This window comes from Variovorax sp. PDC80 (assembly GCF_900115375.1).
In the GTDB taxonomy this organism is placed as follows: Bacteria; Pseudomonadota; Gammaproteobacteria; order Burkholderiales; family Burkholderiaceae_C; genus Variovorax.
This window is the reverse complement of sequence record NZ_FOWG01000007.1, coordinates 400,408-425,465: the sequence shown is the minus strand read 5'-3', so window position 1 is coordinate 425,465 and position 25,058 is coordinate 400,408. Positions and strand designations below refer to the sequence as shown.

Annotated in this window: 24 protein-coding genes; 7 read left to right on the top strand and 17 right to left on the bottom strand. The window is 65.2% G+C overall.

The window, feature by feature from the left end; genetic code table 11:
- Positions 1-136 precede the first annotated feature (136 nt).
- Entirely contained in the window at positions 137-1,033 is an 897-nt protein-coding gene (locus BM109_RS22145) for a LysR family transcriptional regulator (RefSeq protein ID WP_057594162.1), read from the top strand.
- On the top strand, positions 1,030-2,010 hold the full coding sequence (locus tag BM109_RS22140) for a tripartite tricarboxylate transporter substrate-binding protein (protein ID WP_093347140.1): 981 nt from the start codon (positions 1,030-1,032) through the stop codon (positions 2,008-2,010). The genes BM109_RS22145 and BM109_RS22140 overlap by 4 nt, the downstream gene beginning before the upstream one ends.
- 33 nt (positions 2,011-2,043) lie before the next feature.
- Here BM109_RS22140 and BM109_RS22135 read toward each other — a convergent pair whose 3' ends face one another.
- Entirely contained in the window at positions 2,044-2,334 is a 291-nt protein-coding gene (locus tag BM109_RS22135; RefSeq protein WP_093347137.1) for a DUF1330 domain-containing protein, read from the bottom strand.
- Positions 2,335-2,479: 145 nt separating this feature from the next.
- On the opposite strand from BM109_RS22135, the gene BM109_RS22130 reads away from it, so the two are divergent.
- Complete coding sequence (locus BM109_RS22130; protein ID WP_143129243.1) at positions 2,480-3,304, top strand: glycerophosphodiester phosphodiesterase; 825 nt, start codon at positions 2,480-2,482, stop codon at positions 3,302-3,304.
- A gap of 13 nt (positions 3,305-3,317) precedes the next feature.
- Here BM109_RS22130 and BM109_RS22125 read toward each other — a convergent pair whose 3' ends face one another.
- The 5 genes from BM109_RS22125 to BM109_RS22105 form a co-directional block, all read right to left on the bottom strand.
- Positions 3,318-4,895 (bottom strand): acyl-CoA synthetase, encoded by a 1,578-nt coding sequence (locus tag BM109_RS22125; protein ID WP_256222712.1) that lies wholly within the window; start codon positions 4,893-4,895, stop codon positions 3,318-3,320.
- Between the two features lie 14 nt (positions 4,896-4,909).
- Positions 4,910-6,085, bottom strand: a complete 1,176-nt coding sequence (locus BM109_RS22120) for an acetyl-CoA acetyltransferase (RefSeq protein WP_093347129.1) — start codon at positions 6,083-6,085, stop codon at positions 4,910-4,912.
- 31 nt (positions 6,086-6,116) lie between these two features.
- Complete coding sequence (locus BM109_RS22115) at positions 6,117-7,358, bottom strand: MFS transporter (RefSeq protein ID WP_143129242.1); 1,242 nt, start codon at positions 7,356-7,358, stop codon at positions 6,117-6,119.
- A 4-nt stretch (positions 7,359-7,362) separates the two neighbouring features.
- The gene (locus tag BM109_RS22110) at positions 7,363-8,541 is read right to left on the bottom strand and encodes an alpha/beta hydrolase family protein (protein ID WP_093347122.1); all 1,179 of its coding nucleotides are present in this window, start codon (positions 8,539-8,541) and stop codon (positions 7,363-7,365) included.
- Between the two features lie 88 nt (positions 8,542-8,629).
- On the bottom strand, positions 8,630-9,517 hold the full coding sequence (locus tag BM109_RS22105) for a DMT family transporter (protein WP_093347119.1): 888 nt from the start codon (positions 9,515-9,517) through the stop codon (positions 8,630-8,632).
- Positions 9,518-9,606: 89 nt separating this feature from the next.
- Between BM109_RS22105 and BM109_RS22100 the strand changes: the two genes are divergently transcribed.
- On the top strand, positions 9,607-10,458 hold the full coding sequence (locus BM109_RS22100; RefSeq protein WP_093347116.1) for a LysR family transcriptional regulator: 852 nt from the start codon (positions 9,607-9,609) through the stop codon (positions 10,456-10,458).
- 926 nt (positions 10,459-11,384) lie between these two features.
- Positions 11,385-11,894, top strand: a complete 510-nt coding sequence (locus BM109_RS22090) for a DUF1993 domain-containing protein (protein WP_093347111.1) — start codon at positions 11,385-11,387, stop codon at positions 11,892-11,894.
- A 311-nt stretch (positions 11,895-12,205) separates the two neighbouring features.
- Here BM109_RS22090 and BM109_RS40875 read toward each other — a convergent pair whose 3' ends face one another.
- From BM109_RS40875 to BM109_RS22065, 7 genes are all read right to left on the bottom strand, one after another.
- Complete coding sequence (locus BM109_RS40875; RefSeq protein ID WP_143129241.1) at positions 12,206-14,437, bottom strand: hypothetical protein; 2,232 nt, start codon at positions 14,435-14,437, stop codon at positions 12,206-12,208.
- A gap of 1 nt (position 14,438) precedes the next feature.
- A complete protein-coding gene (locus BM109_RS40870) occupies positions 14,439-15,611 on the bottom strand; it encodes a hypothetical protein (RefSeq protein ID WP_143129240.1) in 1,173 nt (390 codons plus the stop codon).
- Positions 15,612-15,706: 95 nt separating this feature from the next.
- The gene (locus tag BM109_RS22085) at positions 15,707-17,011 is read right to left on the bottom strand and encodes a DnaB-like helicase C-terminal domain-containing protein (RefSeq protein WP_093347108.1); all 1,305 of its coding nucleotides are present in this window, start codon (positions 17,009-17,011) and stop codon (positions 15,707-15,709) included.
- Positions 17,012-17,125: 114 nt separating this feature from the next.
- Complete coding sequence (locus tag BM109_RS22080; RefSeq protein WP_143129239.1) at positions 17,126-17,875, bottom strand: hypothetical protein; 750 nt, start codon at positions 17,873-17,875, stop codon at positions 17,126-17,128.
- A 549-nt stretch (positions 17,876-18,424) separates the two neighbouring features.
- On the bottom strand, positions 18,425-18,847 hold the full coding sequence (locus BM109_RS22075; RefSeq protein ID WP_093347103.1) for a GNAT family N-acetyltransferase: 423 nt from the start codon (positions 18,845-18,847) through the stop codon (positions 18,425-18,427).
- 34 nt (positions 18,848-18,881) lie between these two features.
- Complete coding sequence (locus BM109_RS22070) at positions 18,882-19,157, bottom strand: hypothetical protein (protein ID WP_143129238.1); 276 nt, start codon at positions 19,155-19,157, stop codon at positions 18,882-18,884.
- 101 nt (positions 19,158-19,258) lie between these two features.
- Positions 19,259-20,491, bottom strand: coding sequence for an MFS transporter (locus tag BM109_RS22065; RefSeq protein ID WP_093347096.1), 1,233 nt, complete (start codon positions 20,489-20,491; stop codon positions 19,259-19,261).
- A 122-nt stretch (positions 20,492-20,613) separates the two neighbouring features.
- On the opposite strand from BM109_RS22065, the gene BM109_RS22060 reads away from it, so the two are divergent.
- Positions 20,614-21,552 carry a LysR family transcriptional regulator gene (locus tag BM109_RS22060; protein WP_093347092.1) on the top strand — a complete coding sequence of 313 codons (939 nt, stop codon included), beginning with the start codon at positions 20,614-20,616 and terminating at the stop codon, positions 21,550-21,552.
- Between the two features lie 61 nt (positions 21,553-21,613).
- Here BM109_RS22060 and BM109_RS22055 read toward each other — a convergent pair whose 3' ends face one another.
- The 4 genes from BM109_RS22055 to BM109_RS22040 all read right to left on the bottom strand — a co-directional run bounded on the left by BM109_RS22055 (position 21,614) and on the right by BM109_RS22040 (position 24,287).
- The gene (locus tag BM109_RS22055) at positions 21,614-22,024 is read right to left on the bottom strand and encodes a hypothetical protein (RefSeq protein ID WP_057594179.1); all 411 of its coding nucleotides are present in this window, start codon (positions 22,022-22,024) and stop codon (positions 21,614-21,616) included.
- Between the two features lie 160 nt (positions 22,025-22,184).
- A complete protein-coding gene (locus BM109_RS22050; protein ID WP_143129237.1) occupies positions 22,185-22,826 on the bottom strand; it encodes a hypothetical protein in 642 nt (213 codons plus the stop codon).
- A 24-nt stretch (positions 22,827-22,850) separates the two neighbouring features.
- Entirely contained in the window at positions 22,851-23,216 is a 366-nt protein-coding gene (locus BM109_RS22045; protein WP_093347087.1) for a VOC family protein, read from the bottom strand.
- A 129-nt stretch (positions 23,217-23,345) separates the two neighbouring features.
- Positions 23,346-24,287: an AraC family transcriptional regulator gene (locus tag BM109_RS22040; protein WP_256222707.1), complete on the bottom strand. Its 942-nt coding sequence runs from the start codon at positions 24,285-24,287 to the stop codon at positions 23,346-23,348.
- A gap of 263 nt (positions 24,288-24,550) precedes the next feature.
- Between BM109_RS22040 and BM109_RS22030 the strand changes: the two genes are divergently transcribed.
- Positions 24,551-25,039 (top strand): carboxymuconolactone decarboxylase family protein, encoded by a 489-nt coding sequence (locus BM109_RS22030; RefSeq protein ID WP_093347084.1) that lies wholly within the window; start codon positions 24,551-24,553, stop codon positions 25,037-25,039.
- The last annotated feature ends 19 nt before the right edge of the window (positions 25,040-25,058 follow it).

Below are 25,058 nucleotides of genomic sequence, written 5' to 3'. Positions count from 1 at the left end.
AACGCCGCAAACCCGCATGGATGCTGGCGTTTCCCTCGTTGCGGCGCATGCAGCACACGCCTGCGGCCGCGCTGCGCCCCGGGAACGCTTGCCGGATAATCCGGCCGATCACAACGACAACGAGACACGAGACAAAGTGCGCGAGGCCCACCTCCGAGATCTGATAGCCGTCATCGAAACCGGCAGCGTTCGATCCGCCGCGCGCAAGCTCGGCCTTGCGCAGGCGGCCGTCAGCAAGAACCTCACCGCGCTCGAGAAATCGCTGGGCGTGCCGCTGCTGGTGCGCTCCGCGCGCGGCGTCGAGCCCACCGAGTTCGGCCGCATCGTGCTGCGCCGCGCGCGCGTGATCGATGCCGAGCTGCGCCATCTGCAGGAAGAGCTCGAGAGCGCCGGCGGCGAGGGCCGCAAGCTGATCACGGTGGGCCTGTCGGCCACGGCCGAGGCCATGCTGCTGCCCACCGCCGTGGCGCGCTTTCGCGAGCACACGCCGAACGCGCTGATCAGCGTGCTCGGCGGCCGCTCGTCGTCGACCATCGCGGCGCTGCGCGAAGCCCGGATCGACTTCGCGGTCGGCCCGCTGCCCACCGACCAGAGCCTGTCCGACCTGCACACCGAGCAGCTGTGCAGTTCCGACATGGGCATCGTCGTGCGCGCGGGCCACCCGGCCGCCGATGCGCGCGACCTGGCCGCGCTGGTGCCCTATGGCTGGCTCTACAGCGTGCAGCAGTCGGGCGGGCCGATGATCGTCACGCTGATGACCCGGCAGGGCCTGCCGGCGCCGACGCTGGTGGCGCATTGCGATTCCTCGAGCGCGCTGGTGTCGATGCTGCTGCAGAGCGACCTCGTCACGCTCAACAGCCTGGGCGGGCTGGAGCCCTTGCGCGAACGCGGGCTGCTCAAGGTCCTGCCCATCAAGCTCGATCTGCCGCCGGCCGTGCAGCACCTCGTGACGCCGACGAAGCGGCCGCTGACCCCCTCGGCCGCGGCGCTGGCCGACGAGTTCCGGCGCGCCTCGCGCAGGCTGCGGCGGTGAACGGCAACACGCTGGCGACGCGGCGCGCTCTGCTCGCCGCCATCGCGTGCGCCGGCCTCTCCGGCCGCCACGCGCTGGCCGCCAATGACACGGGCCGGCCCTTGCGCATGATCGTGCCGCAGGCCCCGGGCGGCGCCGCCGACTTCATGGCACGGCTGATCGCCAGGGAACTGTCGAGCGTGCTCGATCGCCCGGTGGTGGTCGACAACCGTGCGGGCGGCGGCATGATCGTCGGCACGCAGGCCGTGGCCATGGCCGCGCCCGACGGCAACACCATCGGCATGGTGTTCTCGCCGCATGCCGCCAACGAGGCGATGCGCCAGCAGATGCCCTACGACGCGCTCGACGATTTCGAGCCCCTGTGCCTCGGCGGCCATTCGATCGTCGTGCTGGTCACGCAGCCGGGCTTCGCCGCGCGCGACGTAGCTCAGTTGATCGCACTGGCAAGGCGCACCGATCCGCCGCTGCAGTACGCGTCGCTGGGCATCGGCTCGGTGTCGCACCTGGCCGGCGAGCTGCTCGCCATCGAAGCCGACGTGACACTCGAGCACGTGCCCTACAACGGCAGCGCGCAGATCTACCGCGCGCTGCTCAACGGCGATCTGCCGCTAGCTTTCGTCACCCTGGAGAGCGCGCTGCCGCACCTGCAATCGCAGCGCCTGCGCGCGCTGGGCATCACCAGTGCGCGGCGGGCCGCGTCCTATCCGCAACTGCCGGCGATCGCGGAGTCGCTGCCCGGCTTCGAGCTGATCGGCTTCTATGGTTTCGTGGCACCGGCGCACACGCCGCCAGTGCAGGTCGAGGCGCTGAGCAGCGCACTCGCACGGACCCTGCAGACCCCGCAGGTGCATGACCGGCTGACAGCGGGCGGGGTCGAGGTTTCGGTCGCGCCGCCGGCGGCCTTCGCCGCCTTCCTGCGTCAGCAGGTCGACAAGTACGCGGCGCTGTCCAGGCGCACGGGGATCACGCTGGACTGAAGCGGGCCCCGGTCCGGCCCGCTCCCGCTTCGCTCAGGTGCCTTCGATGATCCGCAGATCGCGCTCGGCGCCGTCGCCCAGCGCGACCAGCGCGGCCTGGTAGTCGGGGCTGTCGTGGGTGGCCGTCGCCTGCGCCACGCTGTCGAACTCGATCAGCACGGTGCGTTCGGCCAGGCCGTATTCGTAGGTCTTGGCGGGCAGGCCGCGTGCCAGGAAACGCCCGCCGCCCGCGGCGATGGCCGGACCGGCCAGCTTCGCGTAGGCCGCGAGTTTGTCGGCGTCCTTGACGGCACGGTATGCACTGACCCAATAGGCTTTTGCCATGTTGATTTCTCTGTAGTTGCCAAAGGCTTTCAATATAGCGGGGCAAGGCGCCTCGCGCCTCGGCCCGGCCGCAAGCCACCTACACTGCACCGGCCAATCCGCTGGCCCGCATCGCACTCCCTCCACTTTCCGCCCGCGAGGTTCCATGGCTGGTGCAACCGTTCGATGGCGCCGGTGGCAATGGCTGCTGGTGCCGCTCTTCCTGCTCGGCCTCCTGCTGTCGCTGAGCGACCTGCTCTACCGGCAGGCGGCGGCACGGGCATCGGCCTTCGTCTTTGCCTCCTGCCAGAAGGTCTGGGCCCATCGCGGCCATGCGGCCACCGGCGGCGAGAACAGCCTGCGGGCCGTGGCGGAGGCCTTCAGGCGCGGCGCCGCCGGCGTGGAGATCGACGTGCTCTTCGACCCCGAGCTCGACGACTTCGTGGTCTCGCACGACCGGCCCTACACCCTGTTCGACGGCCGGCCGCTGCGGCTGGAAGCGGTGCTGTCGAGCGCCCCGCACAACGGCCTCTTCTGGCTCGATGCGAAGGATCTGCGAAAGCTCTCGCCCTGGACCGCCCACCAGGCGACGCACCGGCTCAGCGCACTGCTCGAGCGCTACGGCCTCACCGAGCGCGCGTTCGTGGAATCGAGCCAGCCGCTGTACCTGTCCTGGCTGGCCGACCAGGGCGTCCACACCAGCTACGCCATCAGCCCCAACGATCGGAAGTACAGCGCGCCGCTGTACCGGCTGCATGCGGCCTTCATGAAGCTGGCCTATGCGTTCGTGGGGGCCGATGCCTTCTCGATGAACGCCGCGCGCTACACGCCGGTCACGGCCGCCACCTTCGGCGAGGCCGCGATCCTGCTGTCGACCGTCAACGATGCCGGGCTGCTGCGGCACCTGTCGGCGCTGCCCGAGGTGAAGGCCATCCTGACCGACGACGACCACTACGCCGTCACGGCCTGCGCGGATCGCCCACGCCAATGATCGTGGCCACGCGCTACGGGTTCGCAATCTCCCCGCGCTCGACCAGCAGTTGCCGGATGTCCTTCTTCGCGATCTTCCCGTAGCCCGACTTCGGCAAGGCCTCCCAGAAGAACACGTGGTGCGGCCAGCGGTAGCGCGCGCAGCGCCCGTCGAGGTGCGCGATCAGCGCATCGCAATCGACCTGCGCGCCCTCGCGCCGCACCACCACGGCCACGCCCACCTCGCCCCACTTGGGATCGGGCACGCCGAGCACCGCCACCTCGGCCACCGCGGGATGGGTGAGCAGCACCTCCTCGACCTCGCGCGGATAGACGTTGGAGCCGCCAGAGATGTACATGTCGGACTCGCGGCCGGTGATGTAGAGCAGGCCGCGCGCATCGAGCCGGCCGAGGTCGCCGGTGTGGAACCAGCCGCCGCGCAGCGCCTTGCGCGTGGCTTCCTCGTTGCCGTGGTAGCCCGCGAACACGGCGGGGCCGCGCACGCAGATCTCGCCGACCTCGCCCGTGGGCAGGCGCTGCAAGTCGGCATCGAGGATCGCCACCTCCATGCCGGTGCGCGCGCGGCCGCACGAACCGATGTTGGCGTTCGGGTCCTCGTCGTCGGCCGAATGCATGGCGGCCGGCAGCACCGTGATGTTGCCGGTGACCTCGCCGAGGCCGAAGTACTGCACCAGCACCTTGCCGAGCTTCTGCAGCGCGAGCTTCTGGTCGGCGCGGTACATCGGCGCGCCCGCGTAGATCACATGGCGCAGCGAGCTGTGGTCGTAGCGGTCGACCGCCGGATGCTCGACCAGCATCTTGACGATGGTCGGCACGGTGAAGAGATTGCTGACGCGATGCGCCTGCACCGAGGCCCAGAAGGCCTCGGGGTCGAGCTTCTCGCTAGCCGGCAGCACGGTGGCCGCGCCGCGCGCCACGTTGAGCAGCGCATGGATGCCCGCGCCGTGCGACAGCGGCGCGACCGCGATCGAGCGGTCGTGCTCGGTCGTTCCCGGGATCAGGTCGGCCAGGTGGTTGGCGACCACGAAGGCCATCTGCCCGTGCGTGAGCACGCCGGCCTTGGGCCGGCCGGTGGTGCCCGAGGTGTAGAAGAACCACAGCGGGTCGTCGCGGTCGACGGTCTCGTGCTCGGACTGCGATGCGTCGTGCGCCTCATGCGCGCGCAGCAGCGCCTCGTACGAATGCTCGCCCTCGCGCGCGCGGCCGATCGCGACCACGTGCGCGAGCGCCGGCGAGGCCGCGCGCACCGCGTCGGTGTGGCCGGGGAAGATGTCCTCCACGATCATCGCGACCGCACCGCTCGATGCGCCGAGGTAGGCCACCTCGGGGGGAGTGAGCCGGAAATTGGTCGGCACCCAGACGCAGCCGAGACGGAACGCGACCCAGCAGCTCTCGAACATCTGCAGGTTGTTGCGCGACTGCACGAGGATGCGGTCGCCCTTCTTCAATCCGAGCGCGCGCAGCGCCGCGGTCATCGCGGCCACGCGCGCCTCGATCTCGCCCCAGGTCCAGCTGCGCCCGCCCTCCTGGATGAGGCCGGGCCGCTCGGCAAAGAGCGCGGCCGTCTGCGTGAGCAGCCGGCCCAGGTTCATCGCCTGCGCCGCACTCACGAGGCCGGCTCCAGGATGCTGAGGTAGCTGGCCACCGCCGAACCGCCCATGTTGAACACCGCGCCCATGCGCGTGCGCTCGACCTGCATGCCGCCGGCCGTGCCCGAGAGCTGCATCGCGGCCATCACGTGCTGCGACACGCCGGTGGCGCCGATCGGATGGCCCTTGGACTTGAGTCCGCCCGAAGGGTTGACCGGCAGCCGGCCGTCCTTGCGCGTGACGCCGTCGAGGATCACGCGCGCGCCCTCGCCGTGCGGCGCCAACCCCATGGCCTCGTATTCGAGCAGCTCGGCGATGGTGAAGCAGTCGTGCGTCTCGACGAAGCCCAGGTCGTCGAGCGAGGCGCCGGCCGAGGCCAGGCCCTTCTTCCACGCCATGGCCGCGCCCTCGAACTTCGTCGGGTCGCGCCGCGACATCGGCAGGAAGTCGTTGACGTGCGTGCGCGAGCGCCAGCGCACCGCCGGCACCTTGGCGCCCGCGAGCGGCTCGGTCGACAGCACCAGCGCGGCCGCGCCGTCCGACACCAGCGAACAGTCGGAACGCTTGAGCGGTCCCGACACGAAGGGGTTCTTGTCCGAGGGCGTGCGGCAGAAGTCGAAACCGAAGTCGCGCCGCATGTGGGCATAGGGGTTGTGCATGCCGTTGGCGTGGTTCTTGGCCGCGATGGCCGCGAGCGCGTCCGACTGGTCGCCGAAGCGCTCGAAGTAGTTGCTCGCGATGCCGCCGAAGATGCCCGCGAAGCCGGCCGGGTCGGCGCCCTCTTCCTTCACGTACGAGCACTTGATCAGCGTGGCCGCCACCTCGGGCGTGCGCAGGCCGTTCATGCGCTCCATGCCGATCACCAGCGTGCGCTTCATGCGGCCCGCGGCCATGGCGTCGAGCGCGGCCCAGATCGCGGCCGAGCCGGTGGCGCAGGCGTTCTCGCAGCGCACGGCCGGCGTGTGGCGGAACTCGGGCATGGCCACCGCGGGCAGCGAGGCCGTGAAGTCCTGGCCGACGAAGCCGGCGTTGAAGTGGCCCACGAAGATGCCGTCGATGTCCTCGGCCGCCACGCCCGCGCTGTCGAGCGCGGGTTGCACGGCGTCGCGGATGAGCTGCTCGAGCTCGGCGTTGTCGAGCTTGCCGAAGGGCGTGTGGCCCCAGCCGACGATGTAGGCGTTGTCGTTGCGCATGATGTCTCCTGGAAGGGGTGAGAAGCGGGATTCAGGGCACGGCGGGCCGCGCGGGCACGGGCCGGCCATGACGTTGTACCAAGGTCAGCGCGATCGTGCCGGCCGCGGCCGCGAGCACGCCCGTGGTGAGCGACAGCACGGCGGCGCTGCCGCTGCGGTACATCAGGCCCATCCAGCCGCCGCAGACGAAGGCCGCGCCCGCGAAGATGAAGCCGCCGAGCGCCGAGGCCGCGCCGGCCTGCAGCGGGAACGGCGTGGCCATGCCGACGTGGCCGCAGGGCTGATGGATGCCGTAGGCCAGCAGCATCAGCCACAGGCCCGCCGTGAGCGTGGCGGCCGTGTGCGCGCCGGCGAGCTGCGGCACCACCAGCAGCAGCGCGGCCAGCAGCGACAGGAAACCCGCGCGCCGCACCGAGGTCACGATGCCGTGCGCCGCGATCCAGCGCCGGCACAGCATGGTGCCCGCGAGGTAGGTGACCGAGGCGCCGCCGATCACCAGCCCGAAGCCCACGCGCGAGACGCCGAAGGTCTCGATGAAGAGGTAGGCCGAGCTCGAGAAGAAGCCGAAGTTGGCCGCATAGCCGAAGGCGTTGAGCAGGGTCCACGACTGGAAGGCCGGATCGCGCGCGATGCGCGCATAGCCCGCGAGCAACGGGCCGAGGCGCAGCGCATCGGGCTTGAGCGAGCGCGCGGTCTCGGGCACGCGTGCGAGCACCAGCAGCGCGCCGGCCAGGCCGCACAACGCCATCGACCACAGCGTGGCGCGCCAGCCCAGGGTCTGGGCCAGCAGCGCACCGGTCACCGGGATCAGCATCGTCAGGCAGGCCAGCACCGACATCGCCACCGTCATCACGTGCGTGCCGTGTTGCTGCTCGAACAGGTCGCGCACGATCGCGCGGCCGCAGACCATGCAAGCCGCGATGCCCAGCCCCTGCGCCGCGCGCGCGGCGATCAGCACCTCGATGTTCGGCGCCATCGCGCCCACCGCGGCGCCCGCCGCGTACAGCAGGAAGCCCGCCACCAGCACCGGCCGGCGGCCGAAGCGGTCGGACGCCGGGCCCCACAGCAGTTGGCTCAATCCGAAGCTGAACACCAGCACCGCGAGCGTGAGCTGCACCACGCCCACGCGCGCCGCGTACTCGTTGCGGATCGCGGGCAGCGCCGCGAGGTAGAGGTCGGTGCCCAGCGGCTGGACCGCGGTCGAGAGCGTGACCACGCCGACGACCAGCGCCGGCCCCATCGCAGCGACTGCGGCGACAGCGCCGGTCTTCACGGACTCAGCGCTCGAGCAGGTCGCGCTCCTGCAGCCAGCCGCGGATCAGCGCCGTGGCTTCCTGCAGCAGCTCGGGCTGGCCGGCGTAGTAGTGGGTGGCGCCCTTCACCACGCGAAAGAGCTTGTCGGGCGAGGCCGCGGCCTCGAACAGCATCTTGGGATGCGTGGTCGGCACCGCGTCGTCGGCGCTGTTCTCGATCACCAGCAGCGGCACGCGGATGCGGCGCGCGCCTTCGAGCCCGTTGCCGCAGGAATCGTCGAGCGACCATTGCGACAGCCAGCTGCGCAAGGTGGTGAAGCGCGCGAGCCCGACCGGCCCGGAGTTCACCGTCTCGGGATTGCCCATGTAGCACCAGCGCGGCCGGCGGTCGTTGGGATCGAGCGTGGGATCGAGGAAGCGCGGATCGGCCAGCGTGCGGTGCACGAGGAAGGGCCGCTCCATCTCGCCGGTGTTGCGCGCCTGAAGTTCGGCCAGCTTCGCCCGCGCCCAGGCCGTGATGCGGCGCATGCGGTCGAGCTGCGCCACGCGGTAGCGCTGGATGTAGGCCGGCGAATACGGCGGCTGGTTCGGGTTGCGCGGATCGTAGATGTCGAGTTCGACGTCACGGTCGTCGGGACTGAGCTCGTCCTTCACCGAGGGGTCGATGGTCTCGGCCAGCAGGTGCGCGCGCGAGAGATGCGCGGCCTGGTAGATCACCGCGTCGGCCGGGATCAGCCCCTTGCCCTTGAGATCGACCGCATCACCGGCTGGCGTGTGCGTGATGCGCGGATCCTCGGCCTCGGCCTGGTAGCTCACCGCCAGCGCCCCGCCGCCCGACCAGCCCACCAGCACCACGTGGTGGTAGCCCCAGACCTGCTTCGCATGGCGGATGTAGGCGCTCAGGTCGAGGAACACTTTTTCCATGATCAGCGCCGTGTCGTTGCGCTGGTAGCGGCTGCCCGCGCACAGCACGTGCGCGCCGGTGGCCGCCATCGCGCGCGGCACCGGCAGCAGCTGCAGCGTCGACGCGGGATGCATGAAGACCATCAGCGTGTCGGACGCCTGGCCCTCGGGCCTGAAGCGGATCGCCTCGAGGTTCACCGCGCCCTGGTTGCCGGAGAAGCCGTAGGTCTCGGTGAAGGCGGCGTGCTCGTCGTACTGGAGGTGCACCCACTCGGTCTGGACGGTGAAGGACTCGGTCATGGGGGGAATGTAGGACCGGGCGGGGGGGATGGCAGTCCCCCGGTGGAGGTACAGGGGCCAGGCCTTCCTGGCCGAGTGCGCAATCGGCCTACCCGCGCGCCGCCCCGGTCGCCGCAATCACGATCCCCGCCATCACCGCCAGCAGCCCCGCGAAGAGGTTCCACCGCAGCGGCTCCCCCAGCAGCCAGGCGCCCACCAGGCCCGCCGCCACCGGATTGACCGTCACCGAGATCGCCACGCGCGTGGGCGTGGTGCGGCCCAGCGCGAAAGCCCAGAGGAAGAAGACGATTGCACCGCCGAACACGCCGAGATAGGCGATGGCCAGCCACTGGGCCGTGCCGAAGGACACCACGGGCGCGAAGCTGCCGCCCTGCCAGGCGATGCCGGTGAGGCACAGCGCACCGACCGCCATCGCCATGGCTGTGAAGGTCAGCGGCCCCGAGCGGCGGATCAGCGGGCGCGAGCCCACGCTGTAGAACGCCATGCACAGCGCGGCCGCCAGCATCAGCAGGTCGCCGCGCCAGGCATCGGGCGGCGCGGTGCGCAGCCCGGACAGCAGCGCCAGCCCCACGCCCGCCATCGCGACCAGCACGCCGATCGTCTTGCGGCGCGTGAAGGGCTCGACGCGCAGCAGGCCCGCCACGGCCATGGTGAGCAGCGGCAGCGCCGACAGCGCCAGCGCGCCGCGCGCGGCGGTCGTGTGGTGCAGCGAGGCATTGAAGAGCAGCGGGAACAGACCGAAGAACAGCAGCCCCAGCCCGGCGGCCGCGGGCCAGTCGCGCGGCGCGGGCCACGACTCGCCGGAACGCAGCAGCGCCATCGGCAGCAAGAGGCAGAAGCCGATGCCGAAGCGGAAGGCGCCGAGCGCCACTGGATCGATGGCGCCCGCGACATAGCGCGTTGCGCCCACCGCGGCACCGCCCAGCGCGCTGGACAGCATCGCGGCCGCGATGCCCAAGAGTTCTCCCACGCTCATGCTCCCTGATCGATGAAGTGACAGCAGCGTAGGCAGCCCTCTATCATCAATCAATGGAATTTATTTGGTCACCCTGATCAACGAATCGAATGAGCATCCCGACGCTCGACCCCGAGCTGCTGAAGGCCTTCGTGGCCGTGGCCGACCACCGTTCGTTCACCCGCGCGGCAACTGCACTGAACCGCACGCAGTCGGCCGTGAGCATGCAGATCAAGCGGCTCGAGGAGCGGCTGGGCACCGCGCTCTTTCACCGCACCAAGGTCAACGTCGACCTGAGCCTCGCGGGCGAGGGGCTGCTGGGCTATGCGCGCCGCATCCTGCTGCTCAACGACGAGGCGGTGGGTCATCTGCAGCAGCACAAGGTCGAGGGCCGCGTGCGGCTGGGCGTCATGGACGACTACGGCAGCTTCGTCGTGCCGCCGGTGCTCGCCAGCTTCGTGGCCGCGTACCCGCGCATCCACATCGAGATGGAGACCGGCCTGACCGCGCGCATGCCCGAGCGCCTGGGCGAGGACTTCGACCTCGTGATCGCGATGCATCCCGAAGGCCAGGGCGGCGGCGAGCTGCTGCGGCGCGAGCAGGCGGTCTGGGCCACCGCCGTTTCCCATTCGGTGGAATCGCAGGACCCGCTGCCGGTTGCGCTCTATCCGCAGAGCTGCCTGTTCCGCCAATGGGCGACCGAGGCGCTCGATGCGTCGGGACGACCATGGCGACTGGCCTTCGTGAGCCACAGCCTCGCGGCCGTGGAGTCCATTGCGGCGCAGGGACTGGCGGTGACGGTGGTGAAGTCGGGCACTTTTCCGCCGAGGCTGCGGGCGCTATCGGAGCGCGATGGCATGCCGCGGCTGCCTGGGGCGGATATACGGCTGCATCGGGCGGCGGGTCTGTCGCGGGCGGCTGGGTTGTTGGCGGATCACATCGTGGGGGCCATTGCGCTCTGACTGGCGCGATCAGCGAGCAGCCATTGCGAATAGCGGGGACGGAAGGTCTTTCTCCATCCAGAGCGATGTCGCGAGCGCGCAAGACGCCAGTCGATCCCGCCCTGCAACCGTAAGCGTTCAACCAAGGACCTGTCCCTCAAGCGGGCCGCGAAACCGCGGCCCGCAGACCAGCACTTACCCGCCGGTCTCAAGCGCTCCACGTCGCGGCATCTCGCTCAATTGAAACAGCTCCCCGGCCTTTCGAGCGAGGTCCGCCGCGAGCCAGAGCAGGTTGTCCAGTTGGCGTGGCCCGTCACCGCTACACCAATCGATGTCTCTTCCGTGGGAGGCCCACAGAAGCGCTTCGAGTTGGGAGAGGGTGTTTTCGAGGAGATCCGCCGGGCCCTGGGCGTTTTCTCCGGTGGATACCGGCGTGCGACGCCGGGCTATAGTCTTGGTAGCCATTTTTGTGCGTTCCTTTCGAGGGTCTTGCACGAACTTGGTTAGACGGCTGGGGTGCTGATAACACCTCGGCCGTCGCCTTTTGATACCTCGCATCTGCATCGCTGCTTTCGCAACGACGACCTGCCGCGAGGCAAGCAGCCTTCGAACATCTCGGTGGGTTGGTGTGTTGCGCCTTTCTTCTCCCCTAGGTGGGGTAGCGAGTGAGAGGGGCATCCACTCTAGGGAAGAAGTGGGCGGGGTGCGGTGCCGTTTGGCATTAAGTTGCGGTAAGCGCCAATAAATGCAGCTTCTGCAACGCACTGCGTACGGACCTCGAAGAGGCCGTGGCGGGCCGGTCCCGATCGGCGTGAGCGCCGGAAGAAAAGCTGGCCCCAAAAGCCGGGCCGATTCAGTTCACCCTGTGCTGTTAGCCTCACATGGTCGGCAGGACCTCTGCCACGCCAACTCCGGCCATCGCGCCCAATTTCAGAACTGAACTCACTATGACCAGCCCGCTCTACAACGCCTCCATTCCCGTCCTGCAGCAGATGCTGCGCGCCATGTCCGACGTGCTCAAGAAGGCCGAAGACCACGCGACGCAGAAGAACATCGATCCAAATGCGCTGCTGCAGGCGCGGCTGTTCCCTGACATGTTCCCGCTGGTACGTCAGGTACAGATCGCCGCGGACTTCTCCAAGGGCATTGCTTCCCGCCTGGCTGGTGCCGAGGTGCCGTCCTGGCCCGACACCGAGGTCAGCTTCGCCGACCTGCAAGCGTTGATCGCCAAAGCTTTGGCCCATATCGGCTCCTTCGAGTCTGAGCAATTTGATTCAAGCGAGAGCCGCGAGATCGTATTGCGCCCCGGCACCCCCAAGGAAAAGAAGCTGACCGCAGGCGCATATCTTCTGCACTACGGGCTGCCGCAGTTCTTCTTCCACGTGACAACCACCTATGCCATCTTGCGCCACAACGGTATTGAGGTCGGTAAGCGCGACTACATGGGTGCCTACTAACTCAAGACAGATAGAAGTTCAGCGACTCGAGCCACTGCGGCTCGATAGCAACTAGAGCCTCCGTTGCTGCGCGATTCAGCTGACTGTGGATGGAGGCTCTATCTGCCTTGTTTTGCTTGGCGCCTGGTCAACGCTGACCAAATGTCTGCTGCGTCGGGCTGCGAATTAAGCAGTCGACCCGCTGCGGGCGTTCGAGGTTGGTCTGCTGATTGCGGCTATGCAGCGCAAACTGTCGTTCGAATCCCGGCGCCAAACGACTGCTTCGTCGCGCTATACCAGCCCCAGCAAGTACTTTGCGCCCAAAGTCTGCTTTAGTCGCTCCGAATTCGTCCTGCAAGCTGAGCCAACCACTCGGGCAACTCAGCAGTTCGCACAGCTTCCAGAAGGATCGGCGTGTGAAAGGAGTGCAAACGCAGCCGCTCACAGGCCATAGACAACAACCATTCAGGCAGAGCGTTACCGCGTCCGCTTGGCCAGCCAGCGAGCTCCGCTAAGACTACATCTAGCACCTCACGGCTGATATGTTCATCGATCGAAAAATCGAGCTCTTGAGCAAATGCCATGCGTAGGAATGCTGCACGCAGTATGGAGTCGTTGTAGTCGCGCATATTGCGCGCACAAAGCGTGGCAGGTGAAAGCAGCACCTGGCCATACAGCGTCTGATTCCACTGGATATCTTCGCCTGCGGGCTTGACGTGGGCTGCTGGCAAAGCAACATCGTTGCAGCGAACAGTCGCAAGCAAGTTACTTACAACGGCAAGTACGTCCGCTTGGCTGATAGCGGCCAAGTTCACATCAGTGTCCAGATACACGAAGTCTGCGGCGATGGCGAGGTCGCCGTTGGAACCGGGTAGAAGAATCTCTCGGCTCTCACTTGACATGCTTACAAGTCGAGCAAGCCGAGCCTCAAGCTCGGGCGCCAACGTGTCATCGGAAGCGATGCGTTGGAGCAGTTCAACCTCAGCATCCCAAGCAGTCAAAGGCTCGCGATGCCACGGCAACATCAAGTCGTAAGCGGACCGCACGATGAACGTCTCTCCGCCGTGTTGCCCATAGCTCAAGAACATTCGAAGGTCACCTAGATTTCGAGGCGAGTCTGCAAGCGTGATGATGCTCAGGTACGCGACATTGCCTTGAGGCGCCTTCGTGCGCATCGTCGCGTTGATGCCCCGCATTCGACCATGATCATTCAAGCAACCCGTCAGTACCAGCATCGACCCGCGATCAACTGGATCTAGTGACTGCAGCTGTTCCCAGCCAATGCGCACGGCAGCCTCAAATTCCTGCAGCATGCCAGCCTGTTCAAACAGACGTTGGGCAGTGTCCTCGCGGATGTCGACGAGGACGATCACATGCAGTGGAGAAGGCGTGAAGCGGCGCAAAAGCCTGACAACTGCCTGTGAAGTCTCCGCTTCTTGAGATAGCAAGTCGATGTCAAAGCTAACCAGAGTCGTGGTCCCATCGGCTGCATACGGCTGGATCCGAACCTGCCCAGTGCGGGAGTGGCGCTCAAAAAATGCGCGTGCATCTTTCTTCTGCGACGCCGTCGAAACTCGTAACCTCTTGATCGCTCGCTTCTCCAGCATGAACTGATCGCCAGCCAATTCTGCGAGTATGTCGCCGCGAATGCAGCTTGGGCAGGTTTCTGGCAGATGACTTTCAATAGGTTTGTAGCCGAAGGTCCGCTTGGGTCCTGCAGTCAGATCACATACGACTTTTCCTCTAGACGCTGGCTTCGACGGATCCTTTAACTGGAAGAGTGTGATGACGTTGTCGGCCGAAATTCCCATGTCGACCAATCGGTCTGCAAGAGAGCCGGAAGTCGATGCGGAGACGAGTGATAGATCACCGTAGCCCATGGTCGGAGCTCGGTCAATGCCGCCATATGAACTGAAAGAAATTACTGGTTGGGCGAACTTCCAGTGTCCGAGAGCACAAGCAATTCTTTGCATCGCCTGCGCCACGGTGATCAACGGAGCCGTGTCGACAAAGATTCGACGGGGCTCTTCGACAGAGAGTCGCGCAAGTGTTGCGAGGCCGACAAATCCGCAGGCCGCCGATGAAAGTAAGACGTTACTTGCACGCAGAAAGTGGCGTGCATGCTTGCCCGATCCTTTGCCGAAGTGAATACCAGCGGGCGCATCTACAAGGGCGCGACACTGGTCGAAGAGACTAAACAGCCAACCCTGGATGAGCTCGTCCGCTGCTGGAGATGCAGCTTCAATCTCCCCGGTCGCTTCATTCCGGTGAATGAAATGCAGGCACATAGGCTCGGCAGCCGACGGGCGTCCTACAAGCGCGCCGATTTTCCCCGCAGCACGCTCGAACGCGCTTCCTTCGAGCGCTGACTGCACCACTTTCTCTTCATCCAAGAAAGGCGCGACGACGTAAATCTTCCACGTGTTCGGCCGAGCATTCAGAACATCGCGCACGTCGCTACTTACCATTGCCGAGCTCAGGTCTGTCTCGTCATACACAAGAAGACAGGCATCGCCTTCGGCGTCGTCTTTGCGGAATCGGGTACTAAGAGCAAGGGCCCGCATGTCAAGCCAACGGAATTACGATTCGGATCGCAGCGCCAACCACCGCGTCATTGGCGCTCGGACGGGGCGTGAGCTTGTTCTGCACATCCAGGAGAACGGGCTTTGGTAAGCGAATACGCGCCCATTGACCCGAAGGTGCATGCATTTGGGGAAGAAGCTCGCCTTCAAAAAACGTTCGATACGCGAACAGCCGTCCCGTTCTCACCTCTATGCTGCCTTTGAGCTCCTGAAGTGCCCTAAGGACCTCGTACAAGCCCATGCCTCGCTGCCGCTGCCTGAAGTCGTTGTGCTCCGGACTAAAGTGCCTTGAGAAGCACTTATGCATGACTTTCCATTCATCGTCGAGACTCGTTGAAGAGTCCAGTGCTTGCCGGGTGTAGGAGGCGAAGTAGCCCAATCCAGAGTCAAAGACCGAAACCTCTAAGCCCGGTACCTCATGTGCTTCGATGAGGTGCCCGGACTTTCGATGTGAGGGCAGGGTGACAGCGATGCGGTTGAAAAGAAGCCCTCGCATCGCATCAGGCCCCATTGGCGCTTTCGATGAGTCCAGCCGACCGTGGAGGTGGGTGTTCTCAAATAGCTCAGCGACGATCACAGCCAACGCACTAGCTAGCACAAACTTTTGACTTGCCGTCTCCGTGTTGGACAAGTGTGGTGAAAGCACGCTCAGAACTGTGGTCTCGATGTCTTCGCGACTTCTCAGCCCATTACTAGAGCGGTCGTACAAATCCTGCGGCCTCCCATGGCCTCGAGCATCGACGCAGAGCAAGGCTTGGTTGTCGGAAAACAAGTCACCGCGGAGCCTGTAGTTGAAGATCTGGCGCCTGGCACGGGCGAGCAAGCTGCTGAGTTCTTCACCGCCAATATCTTCGCTCTCGTGAGTCGCTCCCTGTAAGCTCACCGCAACTGCAAGCAAGGGGTACAACGAAGCCGCACTAGGCATCCGCGCAAGCAGGCCAGCAGGCCACAAAACTCTTATCGGTGTCCTATTTCTGGCAAGACTTAGTAGGCGCTGGATCGAGAAGACTTCCCCGCTGGGGCCTGACGGCAGCAGTCGCTCATAGTCTGCAGAGATTTCCAGATCGACGCTACCGCCGAGTGCGGCCATCCATCGGTCGGAGGACATGTCGGCCAGACCGATGGGCAGTTGAATTCTCGTGATGTGGCTTTGCATGAATCAACGAAATGCCCTTTGAGTGTATTGCGTCGTGCTGTCTCCTCTCTCAAAGACCTCTGCGCCGACCATCCCAAGACTGCGCAGTCAACGGCTCAATCGGCGCTGGTGGCGATCCTCCCTGTGACGCCGTGCGCTCCGATATCCAACAACACAGTGCCTACACGTGGCGCGTCACGTTGGTACGGTATCAAGACCTCGAGCATTCCAGGATCCAGCAGGTCGCGTTCATAGAGAGCGCGCCGGAACAGGAACATGACGCGATCTGCTGAGGACGTCAGATCCTCAATTTCGGCCAAGTCCGCAATTGTAGGCCGCTTATCGACGCGCAACTCAACCGAGCGCGGCAGGTTGGAGGTTACTAGGACCGGACAGTTCAGCTCGCGGGCCAACGCACGCAGCGCGCGCACGATGTCTCTGACGCCACCGCCTTTCTTGCCCGGAATATCCTGGACTGCATCGATCACAATCAGACCGACACGTCCCCAAAGCTTGGCCTGTTTGCGTGCCTGCGCTTGCAGTTCTTCAACGGACAGCGCCTGGTCATCCAGCAGATGAATCTCGCAGGTTCGAAATCGCTCCACTGCTTGCACCAGACGCGGCCATTCATCGTCGCTGAGCGTACCGGCCCTGAGATGCGATACCGCAATCTGCGCATCTGAACAGAACATTCTTTCGGCAGTTTGTCGCGCGGTGGCCGACGGTGTGTACAACAGCACGGGAAGTCCCTCATTCATGGCGACATGCTGAGCCACAGCTAGGGCAAAAGCCGTTTTGCCGTGCAACGGGCGGCCAGCCACGAAGCTCAGAGTTCCGGGCTGCAATCCGCCCATGAAGCTGTCGAGTTCGACCAAGCCGGTCCTAACGCCTGTGATCATCCCTAGCTGATTGTCAGCGGCTTGCACAACACGGTCGAGCAGATCCACGATCAGTTGGTGCATCGCGTGACCACTGGCGCCGGGTCGTTCTTCCTCGTCGGAGTCCCCATCTTGCGCGGCTCCTACAGCTCGCACTACTTCGTTGATCAGGTGGTTAAGTCCTTTGGAGCTCGGTGCGGCCAGCTTGCCGGCCATGAGCGGGGAATATTTGGCGATGTCTTCACTGTTGACCTTGTGCCAGATCGGCAAGATTTTCTTGTGTAACCCCGTCTCGAGCGACATGAGACTGTCGAGCTCTTTCAGCGGCCACTCCTTGCGCAGGTAGTCTGGGCTAAGCACCACCACCCCGTAACGCGACTGTGCAAGCCCCTTGTCAATCTCCCTGCGCAGGTTGTCGCCCAAGGTCATCTGGACCTCGTCTAGCCATACCTTGAGGCCTCGAGCTTCAAGCCCCTCGGCCAAAGGACGCACCACCTCTTGTTTGTCCTCGCTGGCGTGGCTGATAAACACGTGGTATTTCATGTGCTCAGTCTAGGGTAGGTCAGTTGCAATGCTACGTGCATCTGCCAGCAGCGCACAGAAAGGCAAGGCGGGCGTTCGACGTGAAGGTGACCGGTACGTGAGACATCACAGGCGCTACGCCGCGAGAACGCGCTTGATCGTGGAACGAAACTGGCCGTACTTATCGTTAGCGTCATCCACTTTCGCATAGAGTTCCTCAGCGAACCTGCCGTACCGAACGGACTCCTCCTCGGTAGGCCTACCCAGGTCCGGATTCAAGTCCGGATAGAGGCAAAATCTGTAACCGCCATCTTCTCGCTGTGCCCCATGCACAAAGAAGTTGAGGCTCGTCCAATTCCTCAATTCCCGCAGAGAGGCGCCAAGCGTTCGAGCTGCGTTTTGCACTTGGGCGTCAATGAACTGAGAAGCAGGCGCGAGTAGGTGTCGCACCGCGTCATCGAGATGCCGACCTTGTCGTGAGACATAGGCGTGTTGATTCTGGAGGTCGGCCAAGATCCACGCAAGATCCTCTTCGGAGACGATTCCGCTGAATTGATCGAACATGCGCCGGTCATGCGCTTTCTGGTCTATCAATACCTGCGATGATTTCTGGGCAGAGACAAGTTCCCCCACGTAGTGAACGAAGGCGTGGTACACAAGACCAAGGGCAACCAGTCCTAAGCCCCAGCCGAAGTGCGAGTCTGCCTCTGGCAGCTTGACTTCCAAGTATTTGGCAGCTACGGCGACCACTAGGTCTGACCACCACGGTGCCGCGAGGAGGAGCAGGCCCGTGAGAATCACTGCCCAAGTAAGCCGGTTGTAAAACTTCGGTCGAATGAGATCGACAATCCGTTCAAGAATTGAGAGGACGCGCTCAATATTCAAGGTGATGCCTAACGCGATGTGTGCAGGAGAACCTGCGAGATATTTTGGACACTGGTTTTTTTCTGAAAGCGGTTTGCAGCATAGGTTTCCGAAAACTCACTTGTCGGAATATCTAAATATTAGCATCCGAGAAACTCCGCAAGCATTAGCTGGGGGGCTAGAGCCAGCAAGCGTTCAGAACCTAGAGTGAAGGGCTGTATTGCAGCCAACTGATTGGTGAAGTGATAACCGGATTAGAGCGTGCGGCATCGTAGCCTTATTTCACGGCGCGACTGCTCGCCATGCGACGAGCGATCGATGCTCCCGAGCAGCAGCTCTCTGGGAAAGCAGTCGTCTGCGGCTGCGTACGCGACTGGCTGCTCACAGTCTCAAGCAGACATCGGTCACATCAGCCCGAAAGCTTTCTGTGGCCGGTCAAGGCCATCAAAGCAGCCGTTTCCTTAAAATTGAAGTCCGCGTTATCGAAATGGAATCCGTACTTCGACCGGCCCTACGTGCTTCGCGCTCGCTCATCCAATGAATTCCCGCCATGGTCAGCAAGCACTACGGCTACAGCGCCTTCTTCATGTACGCCACATAGAAGCCCTGAACGTAGTCATCGATGCGCCCGAACTCCTCGTAGCCCTGCTTGAGATAGAACTCACGCGCTTGCCATTCGAAGGTGTTCAACGTCGCATTGCGGGCACCCAGCTCGCGGGCTTTCTGTTCCGCCGTTTCGAGCAACCTTCGACCCAGGCCTTGGTGCCGAGCCGCATCGTCCACGAACAGCAGCTCCACGTTTAGCCAGTGCAATAACACGAATCCGCGCAACCCACCCACGAGCCCGCCCGTGTCGTCCTTTGCGCTGACCCAGACCGGCTGCACCTGCCCATACTCGCCGACAACCCGATAGTTGAACTGCCGCATGCGGCGACCCAACTCGCCCGAGTGCACCTCTTCAGCGGTTGGGGTGTAGATCTCGAAGTTGCTCATGATTCAAGAACCGGCTTCCAGCCGGCAGCGGTAGTCAAAGCCAGCGAGACGCAGCGTCACGCGCATCCATCTCGACCGGCGCACGCGACGCGATGAGCGTCGCAGCAAGATAGGCCCCGGCAACGGCGACCAAGGGCCGGGCCACTTCCTCGCCTCCCACCACCAGATGCCAGGGAAGATTGAACAGCGCAACAGTCCCCAGACCGGTGAGCAATCCGAGCTGCGAGCCCTGCCGATACAGCGTCAAGGTTCTGCCAAGGCAGGGCATCGCAAATCGGGGCTCTCCGCGCAAGCGTCGCAGCAAGGACATGGCCGTCTCCTCGTCTTCGGGTTTCTTTGCGCGCATCGTGCCATAGAGCCGAGTGCCCGTTCCGGACCGTACCGCCGTCAGCATCGGGTCAAGACCCGATCTCAGCGCGTCGACGTGCGATGCCGGTCCGAAGGGAAGGCGCTGGCCCGAAAGCGCCACGCCACCCATGCTCCCGCGCATGCCAACGCCGCCATGAGCCAGGGAAACACCGCGCTGCCCACGGTGCCGAGCAGCACGCCTCCCAGCAGTCCGCTGGCCGCGAAAGACAGGTTGAAGACCGTGACCAGCATCGACTGCGCGATGTCGGACGCGTCTCCGGCCGCATCGGCCAGCGCGGTCTGCAGCAGCGTGGGCGCGCCGCTGAAGCTCAATCCCCACAAGCACACGCCGATGAACACGAGCGCGAAGGATGAACCGGCCTCTCCCAGCGCCACGCCGACCGCCGCGAAGGTGCCGAGCGACCCCAGGAGCAACGCACGCAGATGACGGTCGACGAGCCAGCCCACACCCCAGAGGCCGATGGCCGTGGCCAGCCCGAAGCTGAGCAGCAGGGTATCGAGCCGGTCGAGCAGGCCGCGCTGCGCAAGGAATGGCGCGATGTACGTGTAGAGCAGGTAGTGCGCGAAGATCCAGAGCATGACGATCAGCAGCACCGGCCCGACACCGGGCGTGGCCAGCACCCGGCGATAGTCCGCCCGCTCGCCGCTGTCCCGGCCCGGCAGGTCCGGAACGCTCGCGCGCACCCAGACCACCAGCACCAGTCCGATCGCGGACATGCCGCCGAACATCCAGCGCCAGCCGATCTGACGGCCGAGCCACGCCGCCAGCGGCACGCCGAACGACAAGGCCAGCGGGATGCCGACCATGACGATCGCCAGCGCGCGACCTTGCAGGTGGCTCGGCACCAGGCGGCGGGCACAGGTCGCCAGTTCGCTCCAGGCCAGGCCGGTCGCGAGGCCGACGACGAGGCGCGCAGCCAGCGAGAGCGCGAGGTGGGTGGAGAGCGCGGTCACGGCATTGCAGGCACAGAACCCGGCCAGCGCGAGCAGCAGCACCTTGCGGCGCGACCACGCACGGGTGGCCGCCGTGAGCGGAATGGCGGCCAATCCGGCGCCGAGCGCGCACAGCGTGACGAACTGTCCGGCCCAGGCCTCGGACACCCCCAGGCCCCGCGCGATCTGCGGCAGCAGTCCCGCGGGCACCGCCTCGTTCGCCGTGGCCATGAAGCTGGTCAGGGTCAGCGCGAGCAGCGCGGCCCAGGGCAGCCGCGTGGCTGCATCCGGCTCGGAAGAAAGGTCGCTGAGGCGCGCTGCGGCGCCGATGGCTCGTGTCATGTCGGATGCTTCCTGTGTGTGCGGGGTCCTGGCCAGCCAGGACGGAAGCAGGCAGTGTGTGGCTGCGCTCCAACTTTGAGAATTGGGCGGAAAATTGAATGAACTTCAAATCCAAGTGAAAGATGGCAACCGATCGATGGGGCGACATGCGCCTGTTCGCGGAGACGGCTTCGACGGGCAGCCTCTCCGCCGCCGGACGCAAGCTGGGCTTGTCGCCCGCGGCGGCGAGCGCCCGGCTGAAGAAGCTGGAGACGGCCTTGCGCGCGAAGCTGCTCGACCGCACGACCCGGCACCTGCGGCTGACCGAGGAAGGCCGGCTCTATCTGGCGCACTGCGAGGTCGCGCTGCAGAGCATCCATGAGGTGGAAGCCCTGCTGCGCGAGGGGCAGGGCATGGTGCAGGGCAAGGTCAGGATCTCGGCCTCCACCGACTTCGGGCGGCAGGTGCTCGATCGGTGGCTGGACATGTTCGCGAGCCTTCATCCCGGCGTCCGGGTGGCATTGACCTTGACCGACTCGGTGTCGAACCTGCACCAGGACAACGTCGACCTCGCGATCCGTTTCGGGCAGCCCGAGAGCAGCGCCCTGGTCGCACGGCGGCTGGCACCCAATTGCCGGGTGCTCTGCGCCTCACCCGACTACCTGGAGCGCCACGGCACGCCACGCACGCCCGAGGCGCTCGCGGGCCATCGCTTCATCGTGCTGGTGACCGCGGCCGGGCCGCTCAACGAATTCCACTTCGCGCGAGGCGGCGAGACCTGGCAGCACACGGTGCCGATGGCCGATGCATGGGAAACGAATGATGGAGGACTCGTGCGCGCCTGGACGCTGTCGGGACGAGGCATCGCGCGCAAGACGATATGGGATGCGGCCGAGGATGTGCGGTGCGGCCGGCTTCGGATCCTGCTACCGGAGTACGTGGCGAAGGAACCGGGTGTGTACGCGATACGGCATGCCACGCAGTACATGGTCCCGCGGGTGCGGGCGCTGCTGGACTTCCTGGTCGAGCAATTCGCGCAGGAAGCCGAGCGGATGCGGGATATCTGGCCCGGCGAACGCTAGGCCTGCAGCGGCTGCGGCCACTGCAAGGCGCCCGCTCGCGCGGGCACCTTCATGGGCTTTCTCAGCCCTTCATGGCCTTGATGTCGGCCTTGGCCTTGTCGTGATCGGCCTTGGCCTGGTTCACGCAAGCGCTCTTGGCGTCGCCCGACTGGTCATCGCACTTTTCCTTGGCGACTTCGTAGGTGGCCGTGGCCTTCTCTTCGGCGACCTTCTTGGCGTGGCCGGCGGTCGGCTTGTATTGCTGTTCGAGTTCGGCCTTGGCCACGTTCTCCGTGCCCTTGGCCTGCTTCTCGCAGACGTCCTTGGCGTTGTCCTTCATCGTGTCGCACTGGGCCTTGGCGACCTTGTAGTCGGCCTCGATCTTTTCCTTGGCGACCTTGTACTGGTCCTTGGTCATGCCGTCGGCCGCGTTGGCTGCGCCCATGGCGAAGAACGACGATGCGATGGCGAGAACGAGAAGATGTTTTTTCATGAGAAGGCCCCTGTCTGGTTGAGTGTCTTTGTCACCGAGCCGCCCTGTGCGGCTGCAGTGAATGCACTCTAGGAAAACAAGGGGGACGAGCAGGTAGGACGACGGCGCTCGGGCGGCTAGGCAGACGCCACGGCTGCGCGCAAGCGCAGAGAGGGCGCGCTCAGTTCTGCACCGTGACCCACACGGCCCGCGGATCGCATTGCCGCGCGCATGCGAACACGTAGACCTCGTTGCTCAGAAACAGCACATAGCCTCGGGCCGAAGAACCGTCGGGCTGCTCGGGTGCATCGGGCAGCTTGAGAAACTGGAAGCTGTCGCTGACCTGGCAAACGAATTCCATCGGCGAACCGCAGGAACAGGTGAAGCTTTCTTCGTCCTGCACCCACTCGGGCTCGCCACCCACCGCGATGCGGTAGTACTCGTCGTCGGGCGCATCGGCCATCACGAGTTCGGCGGTCTGTAGAACGGGGGGACTGGGCACGCGATGCATGGCCCGCGGCTTCTCGAGCGATGCGAACCAGTGGCCTTCGCCCTGGTCCCAATAGGCCGGCGGCAACGCTTCGAAGGATTCGAAGCTCGGGATCTCGTTGTGCTCGGGGCACATCAGCACCGACAGCCTGCTTCCGTCGACAAACGGAAGCTCGGCCGCGCGAGGCAGCGTGAACTGGAGGAAGGGAATCATCTGCCGATCGCACTGGGTGCAACACGGCAGGCCCTGGCCCTCGGGCGCCAGATAGGCACCGCCCACGGAGTCCTGAGGAGATTCGCTGTCGAAGCGCAGGTTGAAGAATTTCTTCGGCACGTTTTCTTTCCTTGGGTGGGGCCGTCAGGGCTGCTGCACGATCTGGATCTCGTTGCCCGCCGGGTCGCGCAGCGTCGCGAGAATCCCGCCCCATTGCTGCCGCTCGGGAAGTCCGCTGAACGCGACGCCGAGCGACGAGAGTTCCTTGTACTTCGCATCGATGTCCTTCACGTCGAAGGACAACCCCGTGAAGCGTCCCACGAGCACCTGGTCCTCCGTCGGGGCGTCCTCGTCGACACGTTCGACCACCAGGCTCAACGGCCCCGAGCCGAACACGCAGTAGCCATGTTCGCGCCCGTCGGCCTTCAGCGGCAGGCCCAGTGTCTGTTCGTAGAAACGGGCGGCATCGCCGAGGTCCTGGACGAAGATTCGCGCGGTGTGAAGTTCCATGGTGCCTCCCGGGGCTATGTGGTTGCGGTCGAACGGGATGCTAACGCGTGCCTTGCCTGCGGCAAGCTCGATCATGAGCTAAGGATGCCGCTCCAGCCGACGCTTGAACACGTCGAGAAAGGCTTCGCCTCAACCCGACCTCCCGGCCTCCCCCTCGGCCCGAAATTCCACCGCCGGAAACAACGAAAACGCCACCGCCATGCACCGCGCCTCTTCCCCGGGGCTGCGTCCAAACAGCCGCTTGAATTCGCGATTGAACTGTGACGGGCTTTCGTAACCCACGCGCGCCGATGCGGCCGCCGCCGTCAGCCGGTCGCGGATCATCATCAGCCGTGCCTGATGCAACCGGATCGACTTGATGTACTGGATCGGCGAGGTGCGCGTGACCGTCTTGAAGTAGGTATGGAAGGCGGCCACGCTGAGCCCGGCATCGCGCGCCATGCCGCTCACGTCCAGCTGCTGCGAGTAATCGACGTGGATGCGCCGCAGAACCCGCGACACGCGGCCGAAGTGCCCCTGCTGTCCCAGTGCCGCACGGATGGCGCCGCCCTGCTCGCCGATCAGCACGCGATAGCACATCTCGCGCACGATGGCGGGCGCGAGCACCTTGGCCTCCAGCGGTGAGCTCAGGGCGTCGAGCAGGCGCAGCGTCGCATCCTGCAAGGGTTCGTCGAGCGGCGTGGAGACGATGCCCTGCGGTGGCGCGGCCGGGTGCTTGCCCGCCTCGGCCAGCGCCATGACCAGATCGGCGACGGCGGTCATGTCCAGGCGGATCGACACGGCCAGCATCGGATGCTCGGGGCTGGCATCGGTTTCCGACGAGAACGGCAGCGGCACCGACAGCACGAGGTAGTGCTGTGCGTCGTAGCGATAGACCTGGCCGTCGAGATAGCCGCGCTTGAGGCCCTGGCACACGATGACGATGCTCGGTTCGTAGAGCACCGGAGTGCGCGCGACCGGCCGGTCGGAGCGCAGGAAGCGCACGCCGTCGAGCAGCGATTGGGTATAGCCCTCGTGGGGCGCCAGCCGCAGCAGCAAGGCGCTCATGCGCCGTTCGCGTTCCAGAAGCATGGCTTCATCGTAGGGGGACGCCGATGCATCGCGTACAAAGGCATCACCCGAAATAGGAATAGGCAACGATCGTGGAGGAACGGGCCTGCTGCTTCCTTCCTTCGCTGCATAGCATCGCGCCGAGGCGGCAAAGACCTATCACCCGATCGCACCGAAGCCGGCGGCGATCGTCAACACCGTCGCCCACGTGATCGCACAACCCGCCGACATCGACGCGAACGAGATCGTCGTGCGCCCCACCGCCCGTGTTTGAAAGCCTCCTCATGAACATCCGCATCCCCACCTTCGCGCGCACAGCCATTGCCGTTCTGCTGCTCGGAAGCCTCCCCACCCTCGCCCTCTCGCAGACGACGCAGGAGCGCGCGCAGCGCGGCAATGCCACCGTGCTGCAACTGAACAAGGGGCAGACGCAATCGAATCTGGAACGCATGCGCCAGGAGTTCCCCTTCCTGGCCGAAGCGACCGAGGCCTATGCCCTGGGCGACGTGTGGTCGCGCACGCAGCTCGACAACCGCACGCGCCAACTGGCGGCCGTCGCCGCCTTCGCGGCGATCGGCGAGCCGGTGTTCATGAAGGTCCACGCCGGCTATGCGCTGAACATCGGCGTGAGCGAAGACGAGCTGAAGGAGATCATCTACATGGTGACGGTGCCGGCGGGCTTCCCCAAGGCGATCCGGGCCTCGCAGGTGCTGTCGGAGCTGTTTGCCGAGCGGCGTGCAGCGGGCACCAAGCCATCGCAGGGAAGCAGGTGACAGGGACCGCGATGCAGCG

Bases quoted from the DNA above. Each gene is read 5' to 3' on its own strand.
- BM109_RS22135 (WP_093347137.1), bottom strand. From the start codon at position 2,334: ATGGCAAAAGCCTATTGGGTCAGTGCATACCGTGCCGTCAAGGACGCC.
- BM109_RS22130 (WP_143129243.1), top strand. From the start codon at position 2,480: ATGGCTGGTGCAACCGTTCGATGGCGCCGGTGGCAATGGCTGCTGGTG.
- BM109_RS22125 (WP_256222712.1), bottom strand. From the start codon at position 4,895: ATGAACCTGGGCCGGCTGCTCACGCAGACGGCCGCGCTCTTTGCCGAG.
- BM109_RS22120 (WP_093347129.1), bottom strand. From the start codon at position 6,085: ATGCGCAACGACAACGCCTACATCGTCGGCTGGGGCCACACGCCCTTC.
- BM109_RS22110 (WP_093347122.1), bottom strand. From the start codon at position 8,541: ATGACCGAGTCCTTCACCGTCCAGACCGAGTGGGTGCACCTCCAGTAC.
- BM109_RS22105 (WP_093347119.1), bottom strand. From the start codon at position 9,517: ATGAGCGTGGGAGAACTCTTGGGCATCGCGGCCGCGATGCTGTCCAGC.
- BM109_RS22100 (WP_093347116.1), top strand. From the start codon at position 9,607: ATGAGCATCCCGACGCTCGACCCCGAGCTGCTGAAGGCCTTCGTGGCC.
- BM109_RS22090 (WP_093347111.1), top strand. From the start codon at position 11,385: ATGACCAGCCCGCTCTACAACGCCTCCATTCCCGTCCTGCAGCAGATG.
- BM109_RS40875 (WP_143129241.1), bottom strand. From the start codon at position 14,437: ATGCGGGCCCTTGCTCTTAGTACCCGATTCCGCAAAGACGACGCCGAA.
- BM109_RS40870 (WP_143129240.1), bottom strand. From the start codon at position 15,611: ATGCAAAGCCACATCACGAGAATTCAACTGCCCATCGGTCTGGCCGAC.
- BM109_RS22085 (WP_093347108.1), bottom strand. From the start codon at position 17,011: ATGAAATACCACGTGTTTATCAGCCACGCCAGCGAGGACAAACAAGAG.
- BM109_RS22075 (WP_093347103.1), bottom strand. From the start codon at position 18,847: ATGAGCAACTTCGAGATCTACACCCCAACCGCTGAAGAGGTGCACTCG.
- BM109_RS22070 (WP_143129238.1), bottom strand. From the start codon at position 19,157: ATGTCCTTGCTGCGACGCTTGCGCGGAGAGCCCCGATTTGCGATGCCC.
- BM109_RS22065 (WP_093347096.1), bottom strand. From the start codon at position 20,491: ATGACACGAGCCATCGGCGCCGCAGCGCGCCTCAGCGACCTTTCTTCC.
- BM109_RS22060 (WP_093347092.1), top strand. From the start codon at position 20,614: ATGGCAACCGATCGATGGGGCGACATGCGCCTGTTCGCGGAGACGGCT.
- BM109_RS22055 (WP_057594179.1), bottom strand. From the start codon at position 22,024: ATGAAAAAACATCTTCTCGTTCTCGCCATCGCATCGTCGTTCTTCGCC.
- BM109_RS22045 (WP_093347087.1), bottom strand. From the start codon at position 23,216: ATGGAACTTCACACCGCGCGAATCTTCGTCCAGGACCTCGGCGATGCC.
- BM109_RS22040 (WP_256222707.1), bottom strand. From the start codon at position 24,287: ATGCTTCTGGAACGCGAACGGCGCATGAGCGCCTTGCTGCTGCGGCTG.
- BM109_RS22030 (WP_093347084.1), top strand. From the start codon at position 24,551: ATGAACATCCGCATCCCCACCTTCGCGCGCACAGCCATTGCCGTTCTG.